The organism is Streptomyces siamensis (assembly GCF_039543605.1).
GTDB lineage: Bacteria > Actinomycetota > Actinomycetes > Streptomycetales > Streptomycetaceae > Streptomyces > Streptomyces siamensis.
Window position 1 is genome coordinate 373,281 of record NZ_BAABKB010000005.1, and the last position, 17,785, is coordinate 391,065.

Here is a 17,785-nt window from a genome sequence, read left to right on the forward strand (position 1 = left end):
CTTGTGCACGCACCTTAGATTCAACGCGCGTAGCGCAACAGGGGGTTAGCGGTTACGGACTGGTTGCCATCGCTTCACCGGGAGACGGCCTCCGCCCGACCGCGGCCGCCCGGACGGCCCGCCACGACCGACATCCGCCGCGCTCAACTCCTTGTCCGGAAATCACCGGGCCGTACCCTCGTATGCATGACCAGCGACGACACCGCCCCGTTTGCGCACTCGCGTTCCATCCAGACCTTCTCCGAGCTCACCCCGGCCCAGGCGGAGGACGTGCTCGGGCTGCTCGCGGAGGCCGCCCGGTCCGACGGCCAGCAGGCGGTGTCCGAGCAGGGACGGCTCCAGCTGAAGGGCGGGCCCCGGGAGGGTGTACGGCATCTGCTGCTGACCGTCGGTCCCGAACTGGTCGGGTACGCGCAACTGGAGGACACCGATCCGGTGGAGGCCCCCGCCGCCGAGCTGGTCGTGCACCCGGCGTACCGCGGGCACGGGCACGGCCGGGCGCTCGGCTCCGCGCTGCTGGCCGAGTCGGGGAAGCGGCTGCGGGTGTGGGCACACGGCGGTCACTCCGCCGCCCGGCACCTGGCGCAGGTCCTCGGACTCACGCTGTTCCGCGAACTGCGCCAGATGCGGCGGCCGTTGGAGGGGATGGACCTCAAGGAGCCGAAGCTCCCGGACGGTACGAACGTCCGGGCCTTCGTGCCCGGCCGGGACGACGCCGCCTGGCTGGCCGTCAATTCCGAGGCCTTCGCCCACCACCCCGAACAGGGCTCCCTCACCCAGCGGGACCTGGACGACCGGATGGCCGAGCCGTGGTTCGACCCCTCCGGGTTCTTCCTGGCCTTCCAGAGCGGCGAGCTGGTCGGCTTCCACTGGACCAAGGTGCACGCCGAGGAGCAGATCGGCGAGGTGTACGTCCTCGGTGTGCGCCCCGGCTCCCAGGGCGGCGGCCTGGGCAAGGCGCTGACCACCATCGGTCTGCGTCACCTGGCCGCCCAGGGCCTGCCGACCGCGATGCTCTACGTCGACGCCGACAACAAGGCGGCGGTGACGGTGTACGAGCGGCTCGGCTTCGTGACGCACGAGACGGACCTCATGTACCGGACCGAGTCCTGAGGACGCGCCGGCGGCGGACGGGTTCCGTGCCGGCGTACGCGACCGTCACGGCCGCGCCGGCCAGCAGCCACGCCCAGCGCTGGTGCGCGTCGCCCCAGGCCGGGTCGCCGGCCGAGGGGAACAGCGTCCAGCGGTAGGGCAGCAGCAGGGCCGCGGCGCAGACCGTGCCCAGCAGCCCGGCGGACACCACGACGCCCGGTTCGGCGGCGTCCGTGCACCGCACGGCCACGGAGGCGGCGGCCAGTGCGAGGAGGGCCAGGGCGCCCGCCTCCAGGGTGACCGCGCCGACCGGGGGCCGCACCCGCGCCGGCGTCAGGAGCAGCGCGGCGGTCCAGCACAGCGCCACGAGCGGGGCGACGAGCGCGACCCGCAGCCCGGCGCGTACCGGCCGCCGGGTCGGCACCGGCGCGGTGGTGTGCCGGGCCGGGTCGTCCAGCAGGAAGGCCAGGCCCAGACCGAGGGTGAGTGCGGCGGCCCGCAGCAGGTTGAGGCTCAGCCACGGGTCGGGCTCGGTGGACAGCAGCCGGGGCAGCGCGACCAGGAGCAGCGCCAGGACGGCACCGGTGGTGAGGGCCGACCGGGGCAGGGCGCGCCACAGCGGCGGCAGCAGCGCACCGGCCACGGCGTACGGGCCCGCGCCGGGCGTCGTGCCCGCGGGGGGCGGTGCGCCTCCTCCAGGGGAAGGCGCGGGCCCCGCCGCGGGGGCCGTCCCTAGCCCCCGCACGAGTCACCGTCCGAGGTCTGCGTGCCGCCGTGGCCGGCGGGGACCCCGAGGAGCTCGGCCGCCCGCGCCGTGGACGTCTTGGGGGAGGTGAGCTCCGCCCAGTGCGCCTTCACCTTGGGGACGACGCTGTAGCGGGGACGCCGGAGCAACTCCTGGACGATCCGGGTCTGTTCGGAGGTCAGGGAGACCGGGTTGGTGGGGGCCAGGATGACCTCGGCGCCGTCGACGTGGTCGTCGAGGGTGACGTTCGTGAACGCGGTCGTCGGGTGGGGCAGCGCGCCCAGCGCCAGCCACATGGCCGTCACGCCGCGGGCGTCGCACATCGTGCCGCCGGACTCCTCGTCGCCGGCGACGAGGACCGAGGCGACGCCGACCGCGAACTCGGGGGTGCGGTTGCCGCCCCACCGGGTGCCGACGGTGACGGTGCCACGGGTGGTGGACGGGGCGAGCGCCGCGTCGCCGTCCAGGCCGTAGCGGGCGTCGACCCGCTGGCGCACGGTCAGCCGCTCACCGCCGGCCGCTCCGCCCGCGAGGGACTGGACGCCGTCGACGACGCGTGCCCAGTCGGCGGTGCGGCCGGTCCACTCCGGATAGGCGCAGTACGTCGACCTGCCGTGGGTGACGCAGGACTGCACCTTCTGCGGGGTGACGGTCGCCTCGGTGCGGGCGGCGGCGAGCGAGGCCGGGTCGCCGGGGGACTGCCCGGCGACCCCGGCGCCCGTCGCGGCGAGGGCGAGAGCCGTCACGGCCACGATGGTGCGCGTCCGGCCGCCTCCCCTCAGCACGGCCAGGCACAGCAGCAGTACCACGAGCCCGGACAGGTACAGGGCGTGCCAGGCGGCCGGGCGGCCGATCAGGTCGGACGGGAGCGCGGTGTGGCTCATCTCGGAGACGCTCGGCCACAGCCACCGTTCCCAGTGCGCGTCGCTCGCCCCGACGGAGACCAGGGTGCCGAAGGCGACGATGCCGACGACGAGGAGCGGTGCGGCGAACGAGCTGGTCACCAGCCGGGCGGCCAGGACGCCGAGGACACCGGAGAGGAGCACCGACAGCGGGCCCACGGCCAGTTCGGCCGCCGATCCGTGACCGATGGCGCCGGGCTTGAGCGCCGCCCAGGTGAACTGGAAGGTGACGACCAGCGCGGTGACGGCAGCGAAGGGCACGATGGACAGCCCGTGGGCGATCGTGCGCCGCCAGGGCTCCATGGGGAGGACGTCGAGGTGGCGGTCGGTGTCCCGCCGGCGTGAGCGCAGCACGGCCCGGTTGGCGCAGACGAAGAGCGCGACGCCGAGGAGGATGGGCCCCGACTGGGTGTCGCGGTCGACGTCCTGGAGGACGGGGAAGTCGTCCATGCCGTCCCGGCCGGAGAACATCTGCCAGCCGGTGTAGACGACGTACAGCACGAGGAAGGCGAACACCGGTATCTGCAGGAGCAGTTCACGGGCCTCGAAGCGGGCCAGGGCAAAGACGGCGCGCGTCCTGGAGCCCTGTCCGGGCACCGACGGCTCCACCCCCGTGGGGGCCGTCCGTTCGATCGTGCCGGCGGCGCTCATGCGGCCACCTCCGCGGTCTCGCCGTCGAGGGTGAGCAAGTAGCCGTCCTCCAGGGTCGGTTCGAGGAGTTCGGCGCCCGGGGGCGGGTCGCCGACGTTGCGGAAGCTGCCCGTGCCCGTACGCCATCCGGCGCGGGCGCCCGGGTCGCGTTCGGTGCTGCTCCAGACCCGGCCGGCCGCCCGCGCGGTCAGCTCGGCGGGCGTGCCCTCGAAGCGGATCCGGCCCGAGGCCATGACGATCACGCGGTGGCAGAGCATCGCGACGTCCTCCGTCTGGTGGGTGGAGAGCAGGACGGTGCGCCCCTCGCCCGCCTGGGCGATCAGCTCCCTGAAGCGCATGCGCTGTTCGGGGTCGAGGCCGACGGTCGGCTCGTCGAGGACGAGGAAGCCAGGGTCGCCGACGAGTGCGGCGGCCAGCGCGACCCGCTGGCGCATGCCGCCGGACAGCTTCTTGATGCGCTTGCCGCGCACGTCGGACAGGTCGACGGCGTCCAGCACGCGCCGGACCTCGCGGTGCCGGGCGGTGCGGTCCGTCAGCTCCTTCAGGATCGCCACGTAGTCGACGAACGCGAAGGCGGAGAAGTCCTGGTGGAAGCCGGGTGTCTGGGGCAGGTAGCCCAGCCGGCGCCGGACGTCCAGGCGGCCGGACGGGCTGCCGGGGTCGTGCCCGAGGACGGTGAAGGCCCCCCGGTCGGCGGGCACCGCGGTGGCGAGGACCCGCAGCAGGGTGGTCTTGCCCGCGCCGTTGGGGCCGAGCAGTCCGGTGACGCCTTCACCCAGTCGCAGGGAGACGTCGTCGAGGGCGACGGTTCCGCCGTAGCGGAGGGTCAGGCCGGAGGCGGAGACGGTGGGCGGCATGCGCAGGGGGCTCCTGTCGGAGTGGTGGTCAGGGGCGGCGGTCACGCGGCGCCCCTGTCGGAGGAGTGAGGTGGACGGGAGCGGCGGTCACGCGGCGCGCCCGTGGGAGACGTGGGTGGAGCGGTCGGCAGCGGTGGCCGGCGTGGTCACGCGGCGCGCCCGTGGGAGACGTGGGTGGAGCGGTCGGCGGCGGTGCCCGGCGTGGTCACGCCGTGCCGCCGCGGAAGGTGTCGGTGAGGGGTACGCGGGAGGCGTCGAACCGGTCGCGCACGAGGTAGAGCAGGCCCGTGGCGAGCACCGCGACGGCCGCGGCGACGCCCTGGCCCGCCGCGGTGAACGGCGCGAGCGTCGTGTGCGCCCCGGCCTCCGACCGTGCCGCCAGCAGCACCGCGATCCACGCGCCGCCCACCAGGGAGGGCGCGAGGACCGGCCCGAGCCGGGGGGTCAGCGCGAGGCCGCTCCCGGTGAGGGCGAGGGCGGGCAGCAGCCAGGCCAGCGCGCGCAGCCCGTAGGAGGGGAGGGCGAGGGTGGCGACACCGTTGAGGCCGAGACTCACCGCGAGCACCGCGACCGTGCGGATCATGAGCAGCCGGAAGCCGTGGATCGGCGAGACGACCGCCATCTCGTACGTCGGGTCGAGCGCGGGCCCGTAGGACAGGGCGACCCCGGCGAGCGGCAGCAGCGGTGCGAGCGCCAGGAACGTCGTGGGCGTGGCCGTGGTCCGCACCGCGTCGGCCGCCGCCACCGTCATGAGGAGCACGGCGAGGACCGCGCCCAGCCAGGAGCGGCGCAGCACCGGCGTGGCCGCCAGCAGCCGCGCGGTGTGCTCGGCGACGCCGACGCGCACCAGCAGCGACTCGACGAGGCCCGGCCGCGGGGCGTCCAGCTCGGCGTCGAGCCGTTCCCAGCCGGCGTCCAGGGCGACCGGGTCGCCGATCGCGGCCAGCGCCTCGCGGCACCGCGCGCAGGAGGCGAGGTGCGTGTCGGTGGACCAGAGCCGGGGAGGTGCGGCCTCGCCCCGCGCGTAGGCCCGCAGGTCGTCCTCCGGCACGTGCCAGGGCGTACCGTGTGCGCTCATGCCAGCGCCTCCCTCAGCTGCTTGCGGGCACGCAGCGCCCGCGTCTTGACCGTGCCGGGCGGAATCCCCAGCAGGACGGCCGCTTCTCTGGTGGTGAGTCCGTCGATCACCGTGGCCTGGAGGACCGCACGGAGTTCGGGCGACAGCCGGGTCAGTGCGCCGGCCAGGTCGCCGTGCTCCACACCGGCGAGGACGCGCTCCTCGGCGGAGGCTTCGTCGCGGTGCCGCAGCCGGGCCAGGGCCTGCCGGAGCCGGCCGCGTGCGCCGTCCCCGCGCAGTGTGTCGATGAGCCGGCGCGAGGCGATGCGCCACAGCCAGCCCGCCGGGTCGCCCTCCTCGCGGTAGCGGGCGGTGCCGCGCCACACCGAGAGGAACGTCTCCTGCACGACGTCGTCGACGACCGAGGCGTCGGCGCACCGGCCGCGCAGTCGCGCGGTCAGCCACGGCGCGTAGCGCCGGTACAGCTCCTCGAAGGCGCGACGGTCCTCGTCCACCGCGATGGCCCGCAGCAGTTCTCCGTCGCTTCTCGTTTCCCTCACGCCCCTTCATCGGACGAGCCCCGCCGATCGGTTCACGGATCGGTCCGCGAAATTTTCGCCTTGACTCCGGGGACCATCTTGCACCACCCTTTCACTACTCAATTAGTGAAAGGGGGTTTCGCCATGGGGGACCACGGCATCGAGTACCGCATCGACCGCCGCAGCGGCGTCTCCACCTACCTGCAGATCGTCCAGCAGACCAAGCAGGCCCTCCGCCTGGGCCTGCTGGAGCCGGGCGACAAGCTGCCCACGGCCCGTGAGGTCGTGGAGGCCACCGCCATCAACCCGAACACCGTCCTCAAGGCCTACCGCGAACTCGAACGCGAGGGACTGGTCGAGGCACGCCGCGGCCTCGGCACCTTCGTCCGCAGGACCCTCGGTGCCGCCCCGGCGGACTCTCCGCTGCGCGCGGAACTCGACGCCTGGGCGAAGGACGCGCACGCCGCGGGACTCGACCGCGAGGACGTCGCCGCGCTGTTCGGCTCCGTACTGGACGCGCACTTCCCGAAGGGGGACCAGTGAGTTCCACCAGCACCACCCCGCCCACCGTCGCCGTCGAGGCGCACGGGCTCACCCTGCGGTACGGCAGGCGTTCCGCGGCAGCCCTCGACGACTGCTCCTTCCGCCTCCCCACCGGACGGGTGAGCGCCCTCGTCGGCCCCAACGGGGCGGGCAAGTCGACGCTGCTGGCCACCGCCGCCGGACTGCTGCGGCCCACCTCCGGCACGCTCACCGTCCTCGGCACCGCACCGGCCGAGGCACGCGGGCGCATCGCCTACCTCTCCCAGGACAAGCCCCTGCACCCCCAGCTCACCGTCGCCGAGACGCTGCGCATGGGTGCCGAGCTCAACCCCGCCCGCTGGGACGCCGCGCACGCCGCCGCGATCGTCGAGCAGGGCTCCCTCGACCCGAAGGCCCGGGTCCGGGGCCTGTCCGGCGGCCAGCGCACCCGGGTGGCACTCGCCCTCGCGCTCGGCAAGCGGCCCGAACTGCTGCTGCTGGACGAGCCGATGGCCGACCTCGACCCGCTGGCCCGCCACGAACTGCTGGGCACGCTCATGGCGGACGCGGCCGAACACGGCACGACGGTGCTGATGTCCTCGCACATCGTCGCCGAACTCGCCGACGCCTGCGACCACCTGCTGCTCCTGGGCAGCGGCCGGATACGGCTCGGCGGCGGCATCGACGACCTGCTGCACGCGCACAGCGTGGTGACCGGCCGCGGCACCCCCGCCGACCTCGCCCCGCACACCGTCGTCGAGTCCCGCGTCACCGGCCGCGGCCTGACCGCGCTGATCCGCCGCGACGGGCCGGTCGGTGACGGCTGGGAGACCTCGGAGCCGTCCCTGGAGGAACTGCTCCTCGCCCACCTGCGTTCCCCCTCGGCCCCGGCCCTGCTCACCCCGGGCACGACCGCGGCCCCGGCGGGGGTGACCGCGTGAGCGCCACCGCCCTCGCGGCCCCCGCGCGCCGCGCCCTGCCGCGCCCCCGCGGCCTGGTCTGGACCGTCCTGCGGCTGCACCGCACCGCGCTGTGGATCTGGACCGGATTCGTCGTCCTCACCGCGGGACTGCTGCTGTGGCTGTACGGGCCCGGCGCCGGCGCCACGCAGGAGAAGCTCGACACGCTCGGATACTCCGGTGTGCACGAGGCCGCCTGGTCCTCCGGGATCACCTCCACCTACCTCTCGGGCACCTACAACGACCTCTTCTACGCCCCGTCCTCCCTGCTGGACCTCGCCTCGTTCGCCGTGGCCGTGTTCGCGGGCGGGGCGCTGATCGCCCGCGAACTGGAGACCGGCACCGCGCAGCTCGCCTGGACCCAGTCCGTGACGCCCGCCCGCTGGCTCGCCGCCAAGCTGGCGGTGCCCGCGCTGATCGTCACCGCGGGCACGAGCCTGCTGGTGGTGCTCTACGAACTGCTCTGGTCCGCCCACAGCAACCTCCTGATGGCCGGCATCGGACCGCGCGCCCTGCGCTTCTCCCTCGGCCCGGCCACGGTCGCCACGCCGCTCCTCGGCCTGGCCGTCGGCGCGGTCGCCGGACTCGTGCTGCGCCGCACGCTGCCCGCCCTCGCGGTCGCCGGCGTCGCACAGCTCCTGGTCACCACGTTCCGCGCCAACTCCTGGCCCTTCCAGGGCCATTACCAGCAGCCCGAACTGTCCGTCCGCAGCCGGGCGATCACCTCCACCGGCGCCGAGATCCGCGACCCGGGCTGCTACGCGGACCGCGCCTGCCTCGACCGGCACGACGTCGTCCGCTTCAGCCGCGAGTACCTGCCGTCCCCCGACTACTGGCCCCGCCAGCTCCTGGAGACCGGCGTCCTGCTGGCCGCCACCGCCGTCCTCGTCGCCGTCGCCTTCGGCGTCCTGAAGAGGAGGTCCGCCCCATGAGCGTCCCGAGCCTGCGCCGTCCGTCCGGTCTGACCTGGACCGTGCTGCGCCTGCACCGCGCGGCGCTGGTCGCCGGGGGCGCCGCCCTGCTCGCCGTGGCGGCGAGCCTGGTCTGGATGTACGCCATCGGCGCGGACGCCCGCGCGGCCGTCGGCCCGTGCGGTTCGCCGGGCAGCGGCCTGCCGAGCTGCTCGGCCCTGCGGGCGATCGGCACCGACGAGACGTACGGCGCCGGCATCGACTCCGTCGGCACCGTCCTGTCGTACCTGATGTTCCCGGTGGCCGCCTGGGCGGGCGGCGCCCTGATCGGCCGCGAGCTGGAGAGCGGCACCGCGCAGCTGGCCTGGAGTCAGTCCGTGACGCCGGTGCGCTGGCTCGCCGCGAAGCTCGCCCTGCCCGCGGTCCTGCTGACGGCCGGCACCACCACGGCAGTGCTCCTCACCGTCTGGGCCCGCCAGGACGGCAACCCCGACCTGGTCGGAGCCTGGTACGAGCCCGACGTCTTCGTCTCCACCGGCCCGGTCGCCGTCGCCCTCGTCCTGGCGGGTCTGGCCCTCGGCGCGCTCGCCGGGCTGATGACCCGAAAGGCGCTGCCCGCCGTCGGCGCGGCCCTCGCCGCGGTCCTGGTGCTGCACACCGTGCTGGAGCAGGTGCGGACGGGCCTGTGGCCCGCCGACACGGTCACCGGCCGGGCGGCCCTGCGCCTTCCGGTGAGCTCCCTGGACCTGGAACACGGCGTGGTCACCACCACCGGCAGACGCATCGGCGGCGACCTGACCTGCGTCGGCTCCGACAGCACCGCCGACATCCAGGACTGCATGCGGCACTCCGGCCTGAAGGACTTCTGGGCCACCTACCACCCCGAGTCCCACTTCTGGCCGCTCCAGCTGGTGGAGACCGGCATCGTCCTCGCCGTCGCGGGCCTGGCCACCGCGGGCGCCTTCCGGCTCCTGCGCCGCCGCACCCCGTAGCCCTCCCGCCCCCGGCGGCACCCGCCGCACGGGGGCGGGCCGGTGCGCGGTTCCCGGGCATGCGGACGTCCGGGAGCCGCTCCGCCATATCCCGCACGTCATGTCGTCTTAACCATCGATTCAGACGACCTTGCGACGCTCGAGCAATGAAGCCCGCCGTGCCCGAGCCTTCGCCTCCGCCGGACCACGAGCTCGCGCCGGACAGCGATCCCACGCCGGCGACGGGGAGTGAGCGTACGCCGGTCGTGCGGAACCGGATCATCCGCATCGCCGCGCTGCCACCCGCCCTCTCCGACGCGCCGGTCTCGCCCTCGGCGCGGAAGAATGGGTCCATGAACCAGCCAAGCGCCCAGGCACCGGTCAAGCACCCGCAGCCGTCCGTCGGCTCCATAGCCGCGCACCGCCCGCACACGGTGGCGGCGAACGTCTCCGACCTCGAGCCCGACATCGATGCCGACCTCGATGCCTACGAGGACTCGGCGCAGGACGGCGTCACCCTGCCGCAGGGCCGCTTCCTGGACCGGGAGCGCAGTTGGCTGGCGTTCAACGAACGCGTCCTCGAACTCGCCGAGGACCCGGACACGCCCCTGCTGGAGCGCGCCAAGTTCCTGGCCATCTTCGCCAGCAACCTGGACGAGTTCTTCATGGTCCGGGTGGCGGGCCTGAAGCGCCGCATCGCCACCGGCGTCGCCACGAAGTCCGCCTCCGGGCTCCAGCCCCGCGAGGTCCTGGAGATGATCTGGGCCCGCTCCCGCGAGCTCATGGCCCGGCACGCGGCCTGCTACCAGGAGGACGTCGCCCCCGCGCTCGCGGAGGAGGGCATCCACCTGGTCCGCTGGGGCGAGCTGACCGAGAAGGAACAGGCCCGCCTGTTCACGCTCTTCCGGCACCAGATCTTCCCCGTCCTGACGCCGCTGGCCGTCGACCCGGCGCACCCGTTCCCGTACATCTCCGGTCTGTCGCTGAACCTGGCCGTCGTCGTGCGCAACCCGGTCAGCGGCCACCGCCACTTCGCGCGCGTCAAGGTCCCGCCGCTGCTCTCCCGCTTCCTGGAGGCCTCCCCGAACCGCTACGTCCCCATCGAGGACGTCATCGCGGCCCACCTGGAAGAGCTCTTCCCGGGCATGGAGGTCCTCGAGCACCACACCTTCCGCCTCACCAGGAACGAGGACCTGGAGGTCGAGGAGGACGACGCCGAGAACCTGCTCCAGGCGCTGGAGAAGGAGCTCATGCGGCGCCGCTTCGGACCGCCGGTGCGCCTGGAGGTCGAGGAGTCCATCGACCGGTACGTCCTCGACCTGCTGGTCCGGGAGCTGAAGATCTCCGAGGCCGAGGTGTACCCGCTGCCGGGTCCCCTGGACCTCACCGGCCTCTTCGGCATCGGCGCCCTCGACCGGCCCGAGCTGAAGTACCCGAAGTTCATCGCGGGCACCCACCGCGACCTCGCCGAGGTCGAGTCGGCCTCCGCGCCCGACATCTTCGCCGCCCTGCGCGAGCGCGACGTCCTGCTGCACCACCCGTACGACTCCTTCTCCACCTCCGTGCAGGCGTTCCTGGAGCAGGCCGCGTCCGACCCGGACGTGCTCGCCATCAAGCAGACCCTGTACCGCACCTCCGGCGACTCCCCGATCGTCGACGCGCTCATCGACGCCGCCGAGTCGGGCAAGCAGGTCCTCGTCCTCGTCGAGATCAAGGCGCGCTTCGACGAGCAGGCGAACATCAAGTGGGCCCGCAAGCTGGAGGAGGCCGGCTGCCACGTCGTGTACGGGCTCGTCGGGCTCAAGACCCACTGCAAGCTGTCGCTCGTCGTGCGGCAGGAGGGCGACACCCTGCGCCGCTACAGCCACGTCGGCACGGGCAACTACCACCCGAAGACCGCCCGGCTGTACGAGGACCTCGGACTGCTCACCGCCGACCCGCAGGTCGGCGCGGACCTCTCCGACCTGTTCAACCGGCTCTCGGGCTACTCCCGCCGCGAGACCTACCGGCGGCTCCTGGTCGCCCCCAAGTCCCTGCGCGACGGCCTGGTCGCGCGGATCAACAAGGAAGTACAGCACCACAACGCCGGACGCCCGGCCTACGCGCGCATCAAGGTCAACTCGATGGTGGACGAGGCGATCATCGACGCGCTGTACCGCGCCTCCCAGGCCGGCGTCCCGGTCGACGTATGGGTGCGCGGCATCTGCGCGGTGCGCCCCGGCGTCACGGGCCTGTCCGAAAACATTCGGGTCCGCTCCGTCCTCGGCCGCTTCCTGGAGCACTCCCGGGTCTTCGCCTTCGGCAACGGCGGTGAGCCCGAAGTGTGGATCGGCAGCGCCGACATGATGCACCGCAACCTCGACCGGCGGATCGAGGCACTGGTCCGGGTCACGGACCCGGCCCACCGGGCGGCCCTCAACCGGCTGCTCGAAACCGGTATGTCCGACACCACCGCCTCCTGGCACCTCGGCCCCGACGGAGAGTGGACCCGGCACGCGACCGACGCGGACGGCCAGCCCCTGCGGAACGTCCAGGAGATGCTCATAGACGCCCGGAGGCGCCGGCGTGGCACAGCAGCACCTTGATCCCCCCACCAACCCCGCGGCCCGGTCCTCTCCCCGGCTCCCGGCCCCGCTCGCGCAGCGAGGCACACCCACCGGAGACGACCTCGCGGCCTATCTGAGGGCCCAGGCCACGGAGTTCCTCCGTTCGCTGCGCCAGCACCGGGAGACCGGCGGCGCGGCGAACGGCTCGCAGGAGTCGGTCGACGCGGTGCGCGCCCTGCGCCGCTCGGCCCGCCGCATCAGCGGCAGCCTGCACACCTTCCGTCCCCTGCTCGAAGCGGACTGGTCGGAGGGCATGCGCCCCGAACTGGCCTGGCTGTCCGGGGCCTTGGCGCGCGAGCACGCCTACGGGGCCCGGCTGGAGCGGCTGCTCGGGGCCCTCAACCGGCTCTCCGGCGCCGCCCTGCCCGCGTCGGGCGCCCCCGCGGTCCCCAAGGGGAACCTGACCGTCGGCGCGGCGAAGGCCGGCGCCCTGCTGGACCGTCAGCTCACGCTGGCCCGCACCCGCGCGCACTCCGCGGCCCTCCAGGCACTGGGCTCCTCCCGCTTCCACGCGGTCGCCGACAGCGTGGCCGTGCTCGCCAGCGAGGTCCCGCTGGTGCCCGGCGCGGCCGGCACCGACCTGCGCCCCTCGGCCGCCGCCGCGGAGGACCGGCTGACGGACGCCGTCGCCGCGCTGCCGTTGGTCACCGCGGGCCACCCCTACAACGCGGAGGCACTCGTCCACGGCCTGTCCGCCGACACCGCCCCGCAGCCGCAGGACGCGCCGTGGCACCAGGTCCGGCTGCTGCTGCGGCTGCACCGCTACGCCCGCGAGGTGCTGTACGGAGAGGAGTGCCCGGTGGACGTGCGGTTGCTCGCCGCGGGCCAGGCGCTGAACCGGCACCGGGACGCGGCGGAGGCGGCAGCGGCCGCCGCCGCGGCGGCGCGCACCCCGCGGATCGCCCCGGCGACGGCGTACGCGCTCGGTGTGCTCCACGCCGACCAGCGGCACGAGGTGGAGGCGGCCCGGTTCGCTTTCCAGCAGGCATGGCAGAAGGAAGCCGTACGCACCCCCTGAGGGAGGCCCCATGGCACCCACGGCAGACGACACCATCCGGGCGGCGGGCTGCGTCCTGTGGCGTCGTTCCCCGTTCGACGGGGAGCTGGAGATCTGCCTCGTGCACCGGCCGAAGTACGACGACTGGTCGCACCCGAAGGGCAAGTTGAAGCGCGGCGAGGACCCGCTCACGGGGGCGGTCCGCGAGGTGGAGGAGGAGACGGGGTACGTCGCCGCCCCGGGGGCCGCCCTCCCCGCGCTCCGCTACCTCGTCGCCGGCCGTCCCAAGGAGGTCCGCTACTGGGCCGCCGAGGCGGTGGACGGCCATTTCACGCCGAACCGCGAGGTCGACCGCGTCCTGTGGCTCTCCCCCACGGCGGCCCGTCACCGTCTGACCCAGTCCCGGGACCGCGACCTGGTCGACGCCCTGCCGGACGTGCTGCACCTGGCCTAGGGGCTCCTGCTCCCGGCCCGAGGACCGACCTTCCGCCCGGTACGTACCGCCCTCTCCGGCGTGCGTGTGCCGGGCGATCGCCGCTCTGTACAGATATGAGCTGTTCACAGCGAAATCTGAATGATTCCGTGCATATGCCTAGAGTTGTCGGTGGGACCCGAGTTGCCGGAAACCGGCCTGTGTCCTCGACGTAAGCGTTCCGTGACCTCACCGCACCGTCCGCAGGGGTTCACCCCCCGTTCACTTATGGCCATCGGCGGCTTCACCTGTTCTGCCTAATTTCGGCCTTACCCGGTGCGGAGCGCCTTCTCGACGGAGCCTCCGCATGACACCGAACCTCGCACGCCGCCAACCTGACGGCGGCTCCTGGAAGGAACTCCCGAAAGTGAAGCTTCAGCGCAAGAACCGGCTTCGCGCCCTCTCGCTCGGTGCTGTCGCCGTCTCCGGCGCCCTGGCCCTCACGGCGTGCGGCTCGGACGACACCGGCAAGGACAACGGTGGCGGCAGCTCGTCGGCGGCCAGCAACAACAGCGCCATCAAGTGCGACGGCGCCAAGGGCCAGCTCCAGGCCTCCGGCTCTTCCGCCCAGAAGAACGCGATCGACGCCTGGGTCAAGGCCTACACGGCCGCCTGCAAGGACGTCCAGATCAACTACAACCCGACGGGTTCGGGCGCCGGCGTCACGGCGTTCACCCAGGGCCAGACCGCTTTCGCCGGTTCGGACTCGCCCCTCAAGCCCGAAGAGGCCACCGCGGCCAAGAAGGCGTGCGGCGGCAACGCCGCGGTCGACCTGCCCATGGTCGGTGGCCCGATCGCCATCGGTTACAACCTCCCGGGTGTCGACAACCTCGTCCTGGACGCCTCGACGATCGCCAAGATCTTCGACGGCAAGATCACGAAGTGGAACGACTCCGCGATCGCCAAGCTGAACCCCGACGCGAAGCTCCCCAGCACCAAGATCCAGGCGTTCCACCGCTCGGACGAGTCCGGCACCACGGACAACTTCACCAAGTACCTGAAGGCCGTCGCCCCGTCGGACTGGAAGTACTCCGGCGGCAAGGCCTGGCAGGCCAAGGGCGGCCAGTCCGCTCAGGGCTCCTCCGGCCTGGCCCAGCAGGTGAAGCAGACCGCGGGCGCGATCTCGTACTTCGAGCTCTCCTACGCCGCTGAGGGCATCAGCACCGTCGACCTCAAGACGGAGGCCGCCACCCCGGTCAAGGCCACCGTCGAGAACGCCACCAAGGCGATCTCCACCGCCAAGGTCGCCGGCGTCGGCAACGACCTGGCCCTGGAGCTGAACTACAAGCCGACCGCCGAGGGCGCCTACCCGCTCACGCTGGTCACCTACGAGATCGTCTGCGAGAAGGGCAACAAGGCCGACACCCTGGCCGCCACCAAGTCCTTCCTCACCTACATCGCGAGCGAGGACGGTCAGAAGCTCCTGACCGACGCGCAGTACGCGCCGATCCCCGCCGAGATCATCACCAAGGTTCGCTCCACCGTCTCGAACCTGAGCTGACCCGAGTGTGCGGCCCGCCTCACCGAGGCGGGCCGCACCGTCCGGTGCACCGCCGCCTGGAGCCGCCATCCGGCTCCGCAGACCGGAGACTCACGATGGACATATCGACTCAGAACACTGAAGCGCCTCCCCCCACCCCACCGCGTCCCACCGCCGTGCACAAGCGCACGGCCCGTGGCGCCGCCCGCCCCGGGGACCGTGTCTTCCTCGGCCTCTCCCGCGGGTCCGGCATCCTCCTCCTGGTGATCATGGCCGCCATCGCGGTCTTCCTCACCTACCGCGCCGCCCTCGCGATCAGCAAGGACGACGCGAACTTCCTCACCGCTTTCGAGTGGAACACCAACCTCGAGCCGCCGACCTTCGGCATCGCGGTCCTGGCCTTCGGCACGGTGGTCTCCGCGATCATCGCCATGGCCCTCGCGGTCCCGGTCGCCGTCGGCATCGCGCTGTTCATCACGCACTACGCGCCCCGCAAGCTCGGTGGCCCCATCGCGTACGTGATCGACCTGCTCGCCGCCGTCCCGTCCATCGTGTACGGCCTCTGGGGCGCCATCGTCCTCGTACCGCACATGACCGGTCTGTTCGGCTGGCTCGACCACTACTTCGGCTGGACCGGCATCTTCGAGTGGCAGGGCGGAGCGCCCCGCTCGATGCTCACCGTCGGCATCCTGCTCGCGATCATGATCCTTCCGATCATCACCAACGTGAGCCGTGAGGTCTTCCGCCAGGCGCCGCAGATGCACCAGGAGGCCGCGCTGGCCCTCGGTGCCACGCGCTGGGAAGTCATCCGCATGTCGGTGCTGCCCTTCGGCCGCTCCGGCGTGATCTCCGCGTCGATGCTCGGCCTCGGCCGCGCGCTGGGCGAGACGATGGCCGTCGCCACCGTGCTCTCCCCGACCTTCGACATCAGCGCCAGCCTGCTCGACCCGGGCGGCGGCACGTTCGCGCAGAACATCGCGAGCAAGTTCAACGAGGCCACCACGTTCGGCCAGGACGCCCTGATCGCCTCGGGTCTCGTCCTGTTCGTCATCACTCTGCTGGTCAACGGCGCGGCGCGCATGATCATCAACCGCCGCAAGGAGTACTCGGGGGCCAACGCATGAGCACCGCACCCCTCACCGACAAGCGCCCCAGCACGCTGCGCGGCGCCAGCCTCCCGAAGTGGTCCTCGTGGGCCATCGCCGCGGGAGCCGTCGCCCTCGCCGTGGGCATCGGCCTGGCCGCGGGGCTCGACAGCAAGGTCCAGTGGGGCCTGATCGCCGCGCTCCTGTTCGTCTTCGGCACGTACGGCATCGCCGCGCGCGTCGAGGGCCGCCGGCAGGCCAAGGACCGCGTCGCCACCAGCCTGGTCTGGGTCTGCTTCATCGTCGCCGTCGTCCCGCTCGCCTCCCTGATCTGGGAGACCGTCAAGCGGGGCGTGAAGGCCTTCGACCTCTACTTCCTCAGCCACTCCATGGGCGTGGTGGCCGACAACGAGCCCGGTGGCGGTATCTACCACGCGCTCCTCGGCACCCTGGAGCAGGTGGGCATCGCGACCCTGATCGCCGTGCCGATCGGTGTGCTGACCGCGATCTACCTCGTCGAGTACGGGCGGGGCAAGCTCGCCCGCGCCGTCACCTTCTTCGTCGACGTCATGACGGGCGTCCCGTCGATCGTCGCCGGTCTGTTCATCCTCAGCTTCTGGATCCTGATCCTGGACATGGGCTACTCCGGCTTCGCCGGCGCGCTCGCCCTGTCGATCCTGATGATGCCCGTGGTGGTCCGCTCCACCGAGGAGATGCTCAAGCTCGTTCCGAACGAGCTGCGCGAGGCCTCCCTCGCGCTGGGCGTCCCGAAGTGGCGCACGATCATCAAGGTGGTGCTGCCGACGTCCATCGGCGGTATCACCACGGGCGTGATGCTCGCCGTCGCACGTATCACCGGTGAGACGGCTCCCGTGCTGCTGTTGGTGTGGGGTACGAACTTCATCAACAACAACCCGTTCTCGGGCCCGCAGGCCTCACTTCCGCTCTACATCTACCGGCAGTACGCCGCCGGAACCGAAGTGGCCTACGACCGGGCCTGGGCAGCGGCACTCGCGCTCATCGCCTTCGTCATGATCCTCAACCTGGCGGCGCGTGGCATCGCGCGCTGGAAGGCACCCAAGACGGGCCGCTGACGCGGCCGATCAGCGACCCGAAACCTTGCGAAAGAAGCAGTGATAGACATGGCCAAGCGCATCGACGTGAGCGGGCTCACCGCCTACTACGGCGCCCACCGGGCGATCGAAGACATCTCCATGACGGTCGAGCCCCGCTCCGTGACGGCCTTCATCGGCCCCTCCGGCTGCGGCAAGTCGACCTTCCTGCGCACCCTGAACCGCATGCACGAGGTCACCCCCGGCGGCCGCGTCGAGGGCAAGGTGCTCCTGGACGACGAGGACCTGTACGGCACGGGAGTCGACCCGGTCGCCGTGCGCCGCACCATCGGCATGGTCTTCCAGCGCCCCAACCCCTTCCCCACGATGTCGATCTTCGACAACGTCGCGGCGGGCCTGCGCCTGAACGGCTCCTACAAGAAGTCCGAGCTGAACGACATCGTCGAGAAGTCCCTCAAGGGCGCCAACCTCTGGAACGAGGTCAAGGACCGCCTGAACAAGCCCGGCTCGGGCCTGTCCGGCGGTCAGCAGCAGCGTCTGTGCATCGCGCGGGCGATCGCCGTGGAGCCCCAGGTCCTCCTCATGGACGAGCCCTGCTCGGCCCTCGACCCCATCTCCACCCTCGCCATCGAGGACCTGATCGGGGAGCTCAAGGAGCGCTTCACGATCGTCATCGTGACGCACAACATGCAGCAGGCCGCCCGCGTCTCCGACCGCACCGCGTTCTTCAACCTGTCCGCGGTCGGCCAGCCCGGCCGCCTCATAGAGATCGACGACACGGAGCGCATCTTCTCCAACCCGTCGGTCCAGGCCACGGAGGACTACATCTCGGGCCGCTTCGGCTGACCGGCCCGTCCTCCCCGAGA

Annotated in this window: 17 protein-coding genes; 12 read left to right on the plus strand and 5 right to left on the minus strand. The window is 72.5% G+C overall.

Annotated elements, in window-relative coordinates; all coding sequences use genetic code 11:
• Positions 1-186: 186 nt before the first annotated feature.
• Positions 187-1,113 (plus strand): mycothiol synthase, encoded by a 927-nt coding sequence (mshD, locus tag ABEB03_RS13465; RefSeq protein WP_345646892.1) that lies wholly within the window; start codon positions 187-189, stop codon positions 1,111-1,113.
• Here mshD and ABEB03_RS13470 read toward each other — a convergent pair.
• The 5 genes from ABEB03_RS13470 to ABEB03_RS13490 all read right to left on the minus strand — a co-directional run bounded on the left by ABEB03_RS13470 (position 1,091) and on the right by ABEB03_RS13490 (position 5,864).
• Positions 1,091-1,735 (minus strand): ABC transporter, encoded by a 645-nt coding sequence (locus tag ABEB03_RS13470; protein ID WP_345646895.1) that lies wholly within the window; start codon positions 1,733-1,735, stop codon positions 1,091-1,093. The two genes, mshD and ABEB03_RS13470, sit on opposite strands and share 23 nt — an antisense overlap.
• An 89-nt stretch (positions 1,736-1,824) precedes the next feature.
• Positions 1,825-3,390, minus strand: coding sequence for an ABC transporter permease (locus ABEB03_RS13475; protein ID WP_345646898.1), 1,566 nt, complete (start codon positions 3,388-3,390; stop codon positions 1,825-1,827).
• Positions 3,387-4,247, minus strand: a complete 861-nt coding sequence (locus ABEB03_RS13480) for an ABC transporter ATP-binding protein (RefSeq protein ID WP_345647050.1) — start codon at positions 4,245-4,247, stop codon at positions 3,387-3,389. The genes ABEB03_RS13475 and ABEB03_RS13480 overlap by 4 nt, the downstream gene beginning before the upstream one ends.
• A gap of 205 nt (positions 4,248-4,452) precedes the next feature.
• Positions 4,453-5,325: a zf-HC2 domain-containing protein gene (locus tag ABEB03_RS13485; RefSeq protein ID WP_345646900.1), complete on the minus strand. Its 873-nt coding sequence runs from the start codon at positions 5,323-5,325 to the stop codon at positions 4,453-4,455.
• Entirely contained in the window at positions 5,322-5,864 is a 543-nt protein-coding gene (locus tag ABEB03_RS13490) for an RNA polymerase sigma factor (protein WP_345646903.1), read from the minus strand. The genes ABEB03_RS13485 and ABEB03_RS13490 overlap by 4 nt, the downstream gene beginning before the upstream one ends.
• A gap of 123 nt (positions 5,865-5,987) precedes the next feature.
• Here ABEB03_RS13490 and ABEB03_RS13495 point away from each other — a divergent pair, with 123 nt between their 5' ends.
• The 11 genes from ABEB03_RS13495 to pstB all read left to right on the plus strand — a co-directional run bounded on the left by ABEB03_RS13495 (position 5,988) and on the right by pstB (position 17,765).
• Positions 5,988-6,386, plus strand: a complete 399-nt coding sequence (locus ABEB03_RS13495; RefSeq protein WP_345646906.1) for a GntR family transcriptional regulator — start codon at positions 5,988-5,990, stop codon at positions 6,384-6,386.
• Complete coding sequence (locus ABEB03_RS13500; protein ID WP_345646909.1) at positions 6,383-7,306, plus strand: ABC transporter ATP-binding protein; 924 nt, start codon at positions 6,383-6,385, stop codon at positions 7,304-7,306. The genes ABEB03_RS13495 and ABEB03_RS13500 overlap by 4 nt, the downstream gene beginning before the upstream one ends.
• A complete protein-coding gene (locus ABEB03_RS13505; RefSeq protein WP_345646912.1) occupies positions 7,303-8,256 on the plus strand; it encodes a hypothetical protein in 954 nt (317 codons plus the stop codon). The genes ABEB03_RS13500 and ABEB03_RS13505 overlap by 4 nt, the downstream gene beginning before the upstream one ends.
• Positions 8,253-9,227: a hypothetical protein gene (locus tag ABEB03_RS13510; protein ID WP_345646915.1), complete on the plus strand. Its 975-nt coding sequence runs from the start codon at positions 8,253-8,255 to the stop codon at positions 9,225-9,227. The genes ABEB03_RS13505 and ABEB03_RS13510 overlap by 4 nt, the downstream gene beginning before the upstream one ends.
• Before the next feature lie 332 nt (positions 9,228-9,559).
• On the plus strand, positions 9,560-11,791 hold the full coding sequence (locus tag ABEB03_RS13515) for an RNA degradosome polyphosphate kinase (RefSeq protein WP_345646918.1): 2,232 nt from the start codon (positions 9,560-9,562) through the stop codon (positions 11,789-11,791).
• Positions 11,772-12,830 (plus strand): CHAD domain-containing protein, encoded by a 1,059-nt coding sequence (locus ABEB03_RS13520; protein WP_345646921.1) that lies wholly within the window; start codon positions 11,772-11,774, stop codon positions 12,828-12,830. Before ABEB03_RS13515 ends, ABEB03_RS13520 begins: the two co-directional genes overlap by 20 nt.
• A gap of 10 nt (positions 12,831-12,840) precedes the next feature.
• Positions 12,841-13,263 carry an NUDIX hydrolase gene (locus ABEB03_RS13525; protein WP_345646924.1) on the plus strand — a complete coding sequence of 141 codons (423 nt, stop codon included), beginning with the start codon at positions 12,841-12,843 and terminating at the stop codon, positions 13,261-13,263.
• A gap of 385 nt (positions 13,264-13,648) precedes the next feature.
• Positions 13,649-14,782 (plus strand): phosphate ABC transporter substrate-binding protein PstS, encoded by a 1,134-nt coding sequence (pstS, locus tag ABEB03_RS13530; RefSeq protein ID WP_345647053.1) that lies wholly within the window; start codon positions 13,649-13,651, stop codon positions 14,780-14,782.
• A gap of 95 nt (positions 14,783-14,877) precedes the next feature.
• Complete coding sequence (gene pstC / locus ABEB03_RS13535) at positions 14,878-15,885, plus strand: phosphate ABC transporter permease subunit PstC (RefSeq protein ID WP_345646927.1); 1,008 nt, start codon at positions 14,878-14,880, stop codon at positions 15,883-15,885.
• Entirely contained in the window at positions 15,882-16,940 is a 1,059-nt protein-coding gene (gene pstA / locus ABEB03_RS13540) for a phosphate ABC transporter permease PstA (protein WP_345646929.1), read from the plus strand. The genes pstC and pstA overlap by 4 nt, the downstream gene beginning before the upstream one ends.
• Positions 16,941-16,988: 48 nt before the next feature.
• Positions 16,989-17,765: a phosphate ABC transporter ATP-binding protein PstB gene (pstB, locus tag ABEB03_RS13545; protein WP_028804315.1), complete on the plus strand. Its 777-nt coding sequence runs from the start codon at positions 16,989-16,991 to the stop codon at positions 17,763-17,765.
• Positions 17,766-17,785: the final 20 nt, after the last annotated feature.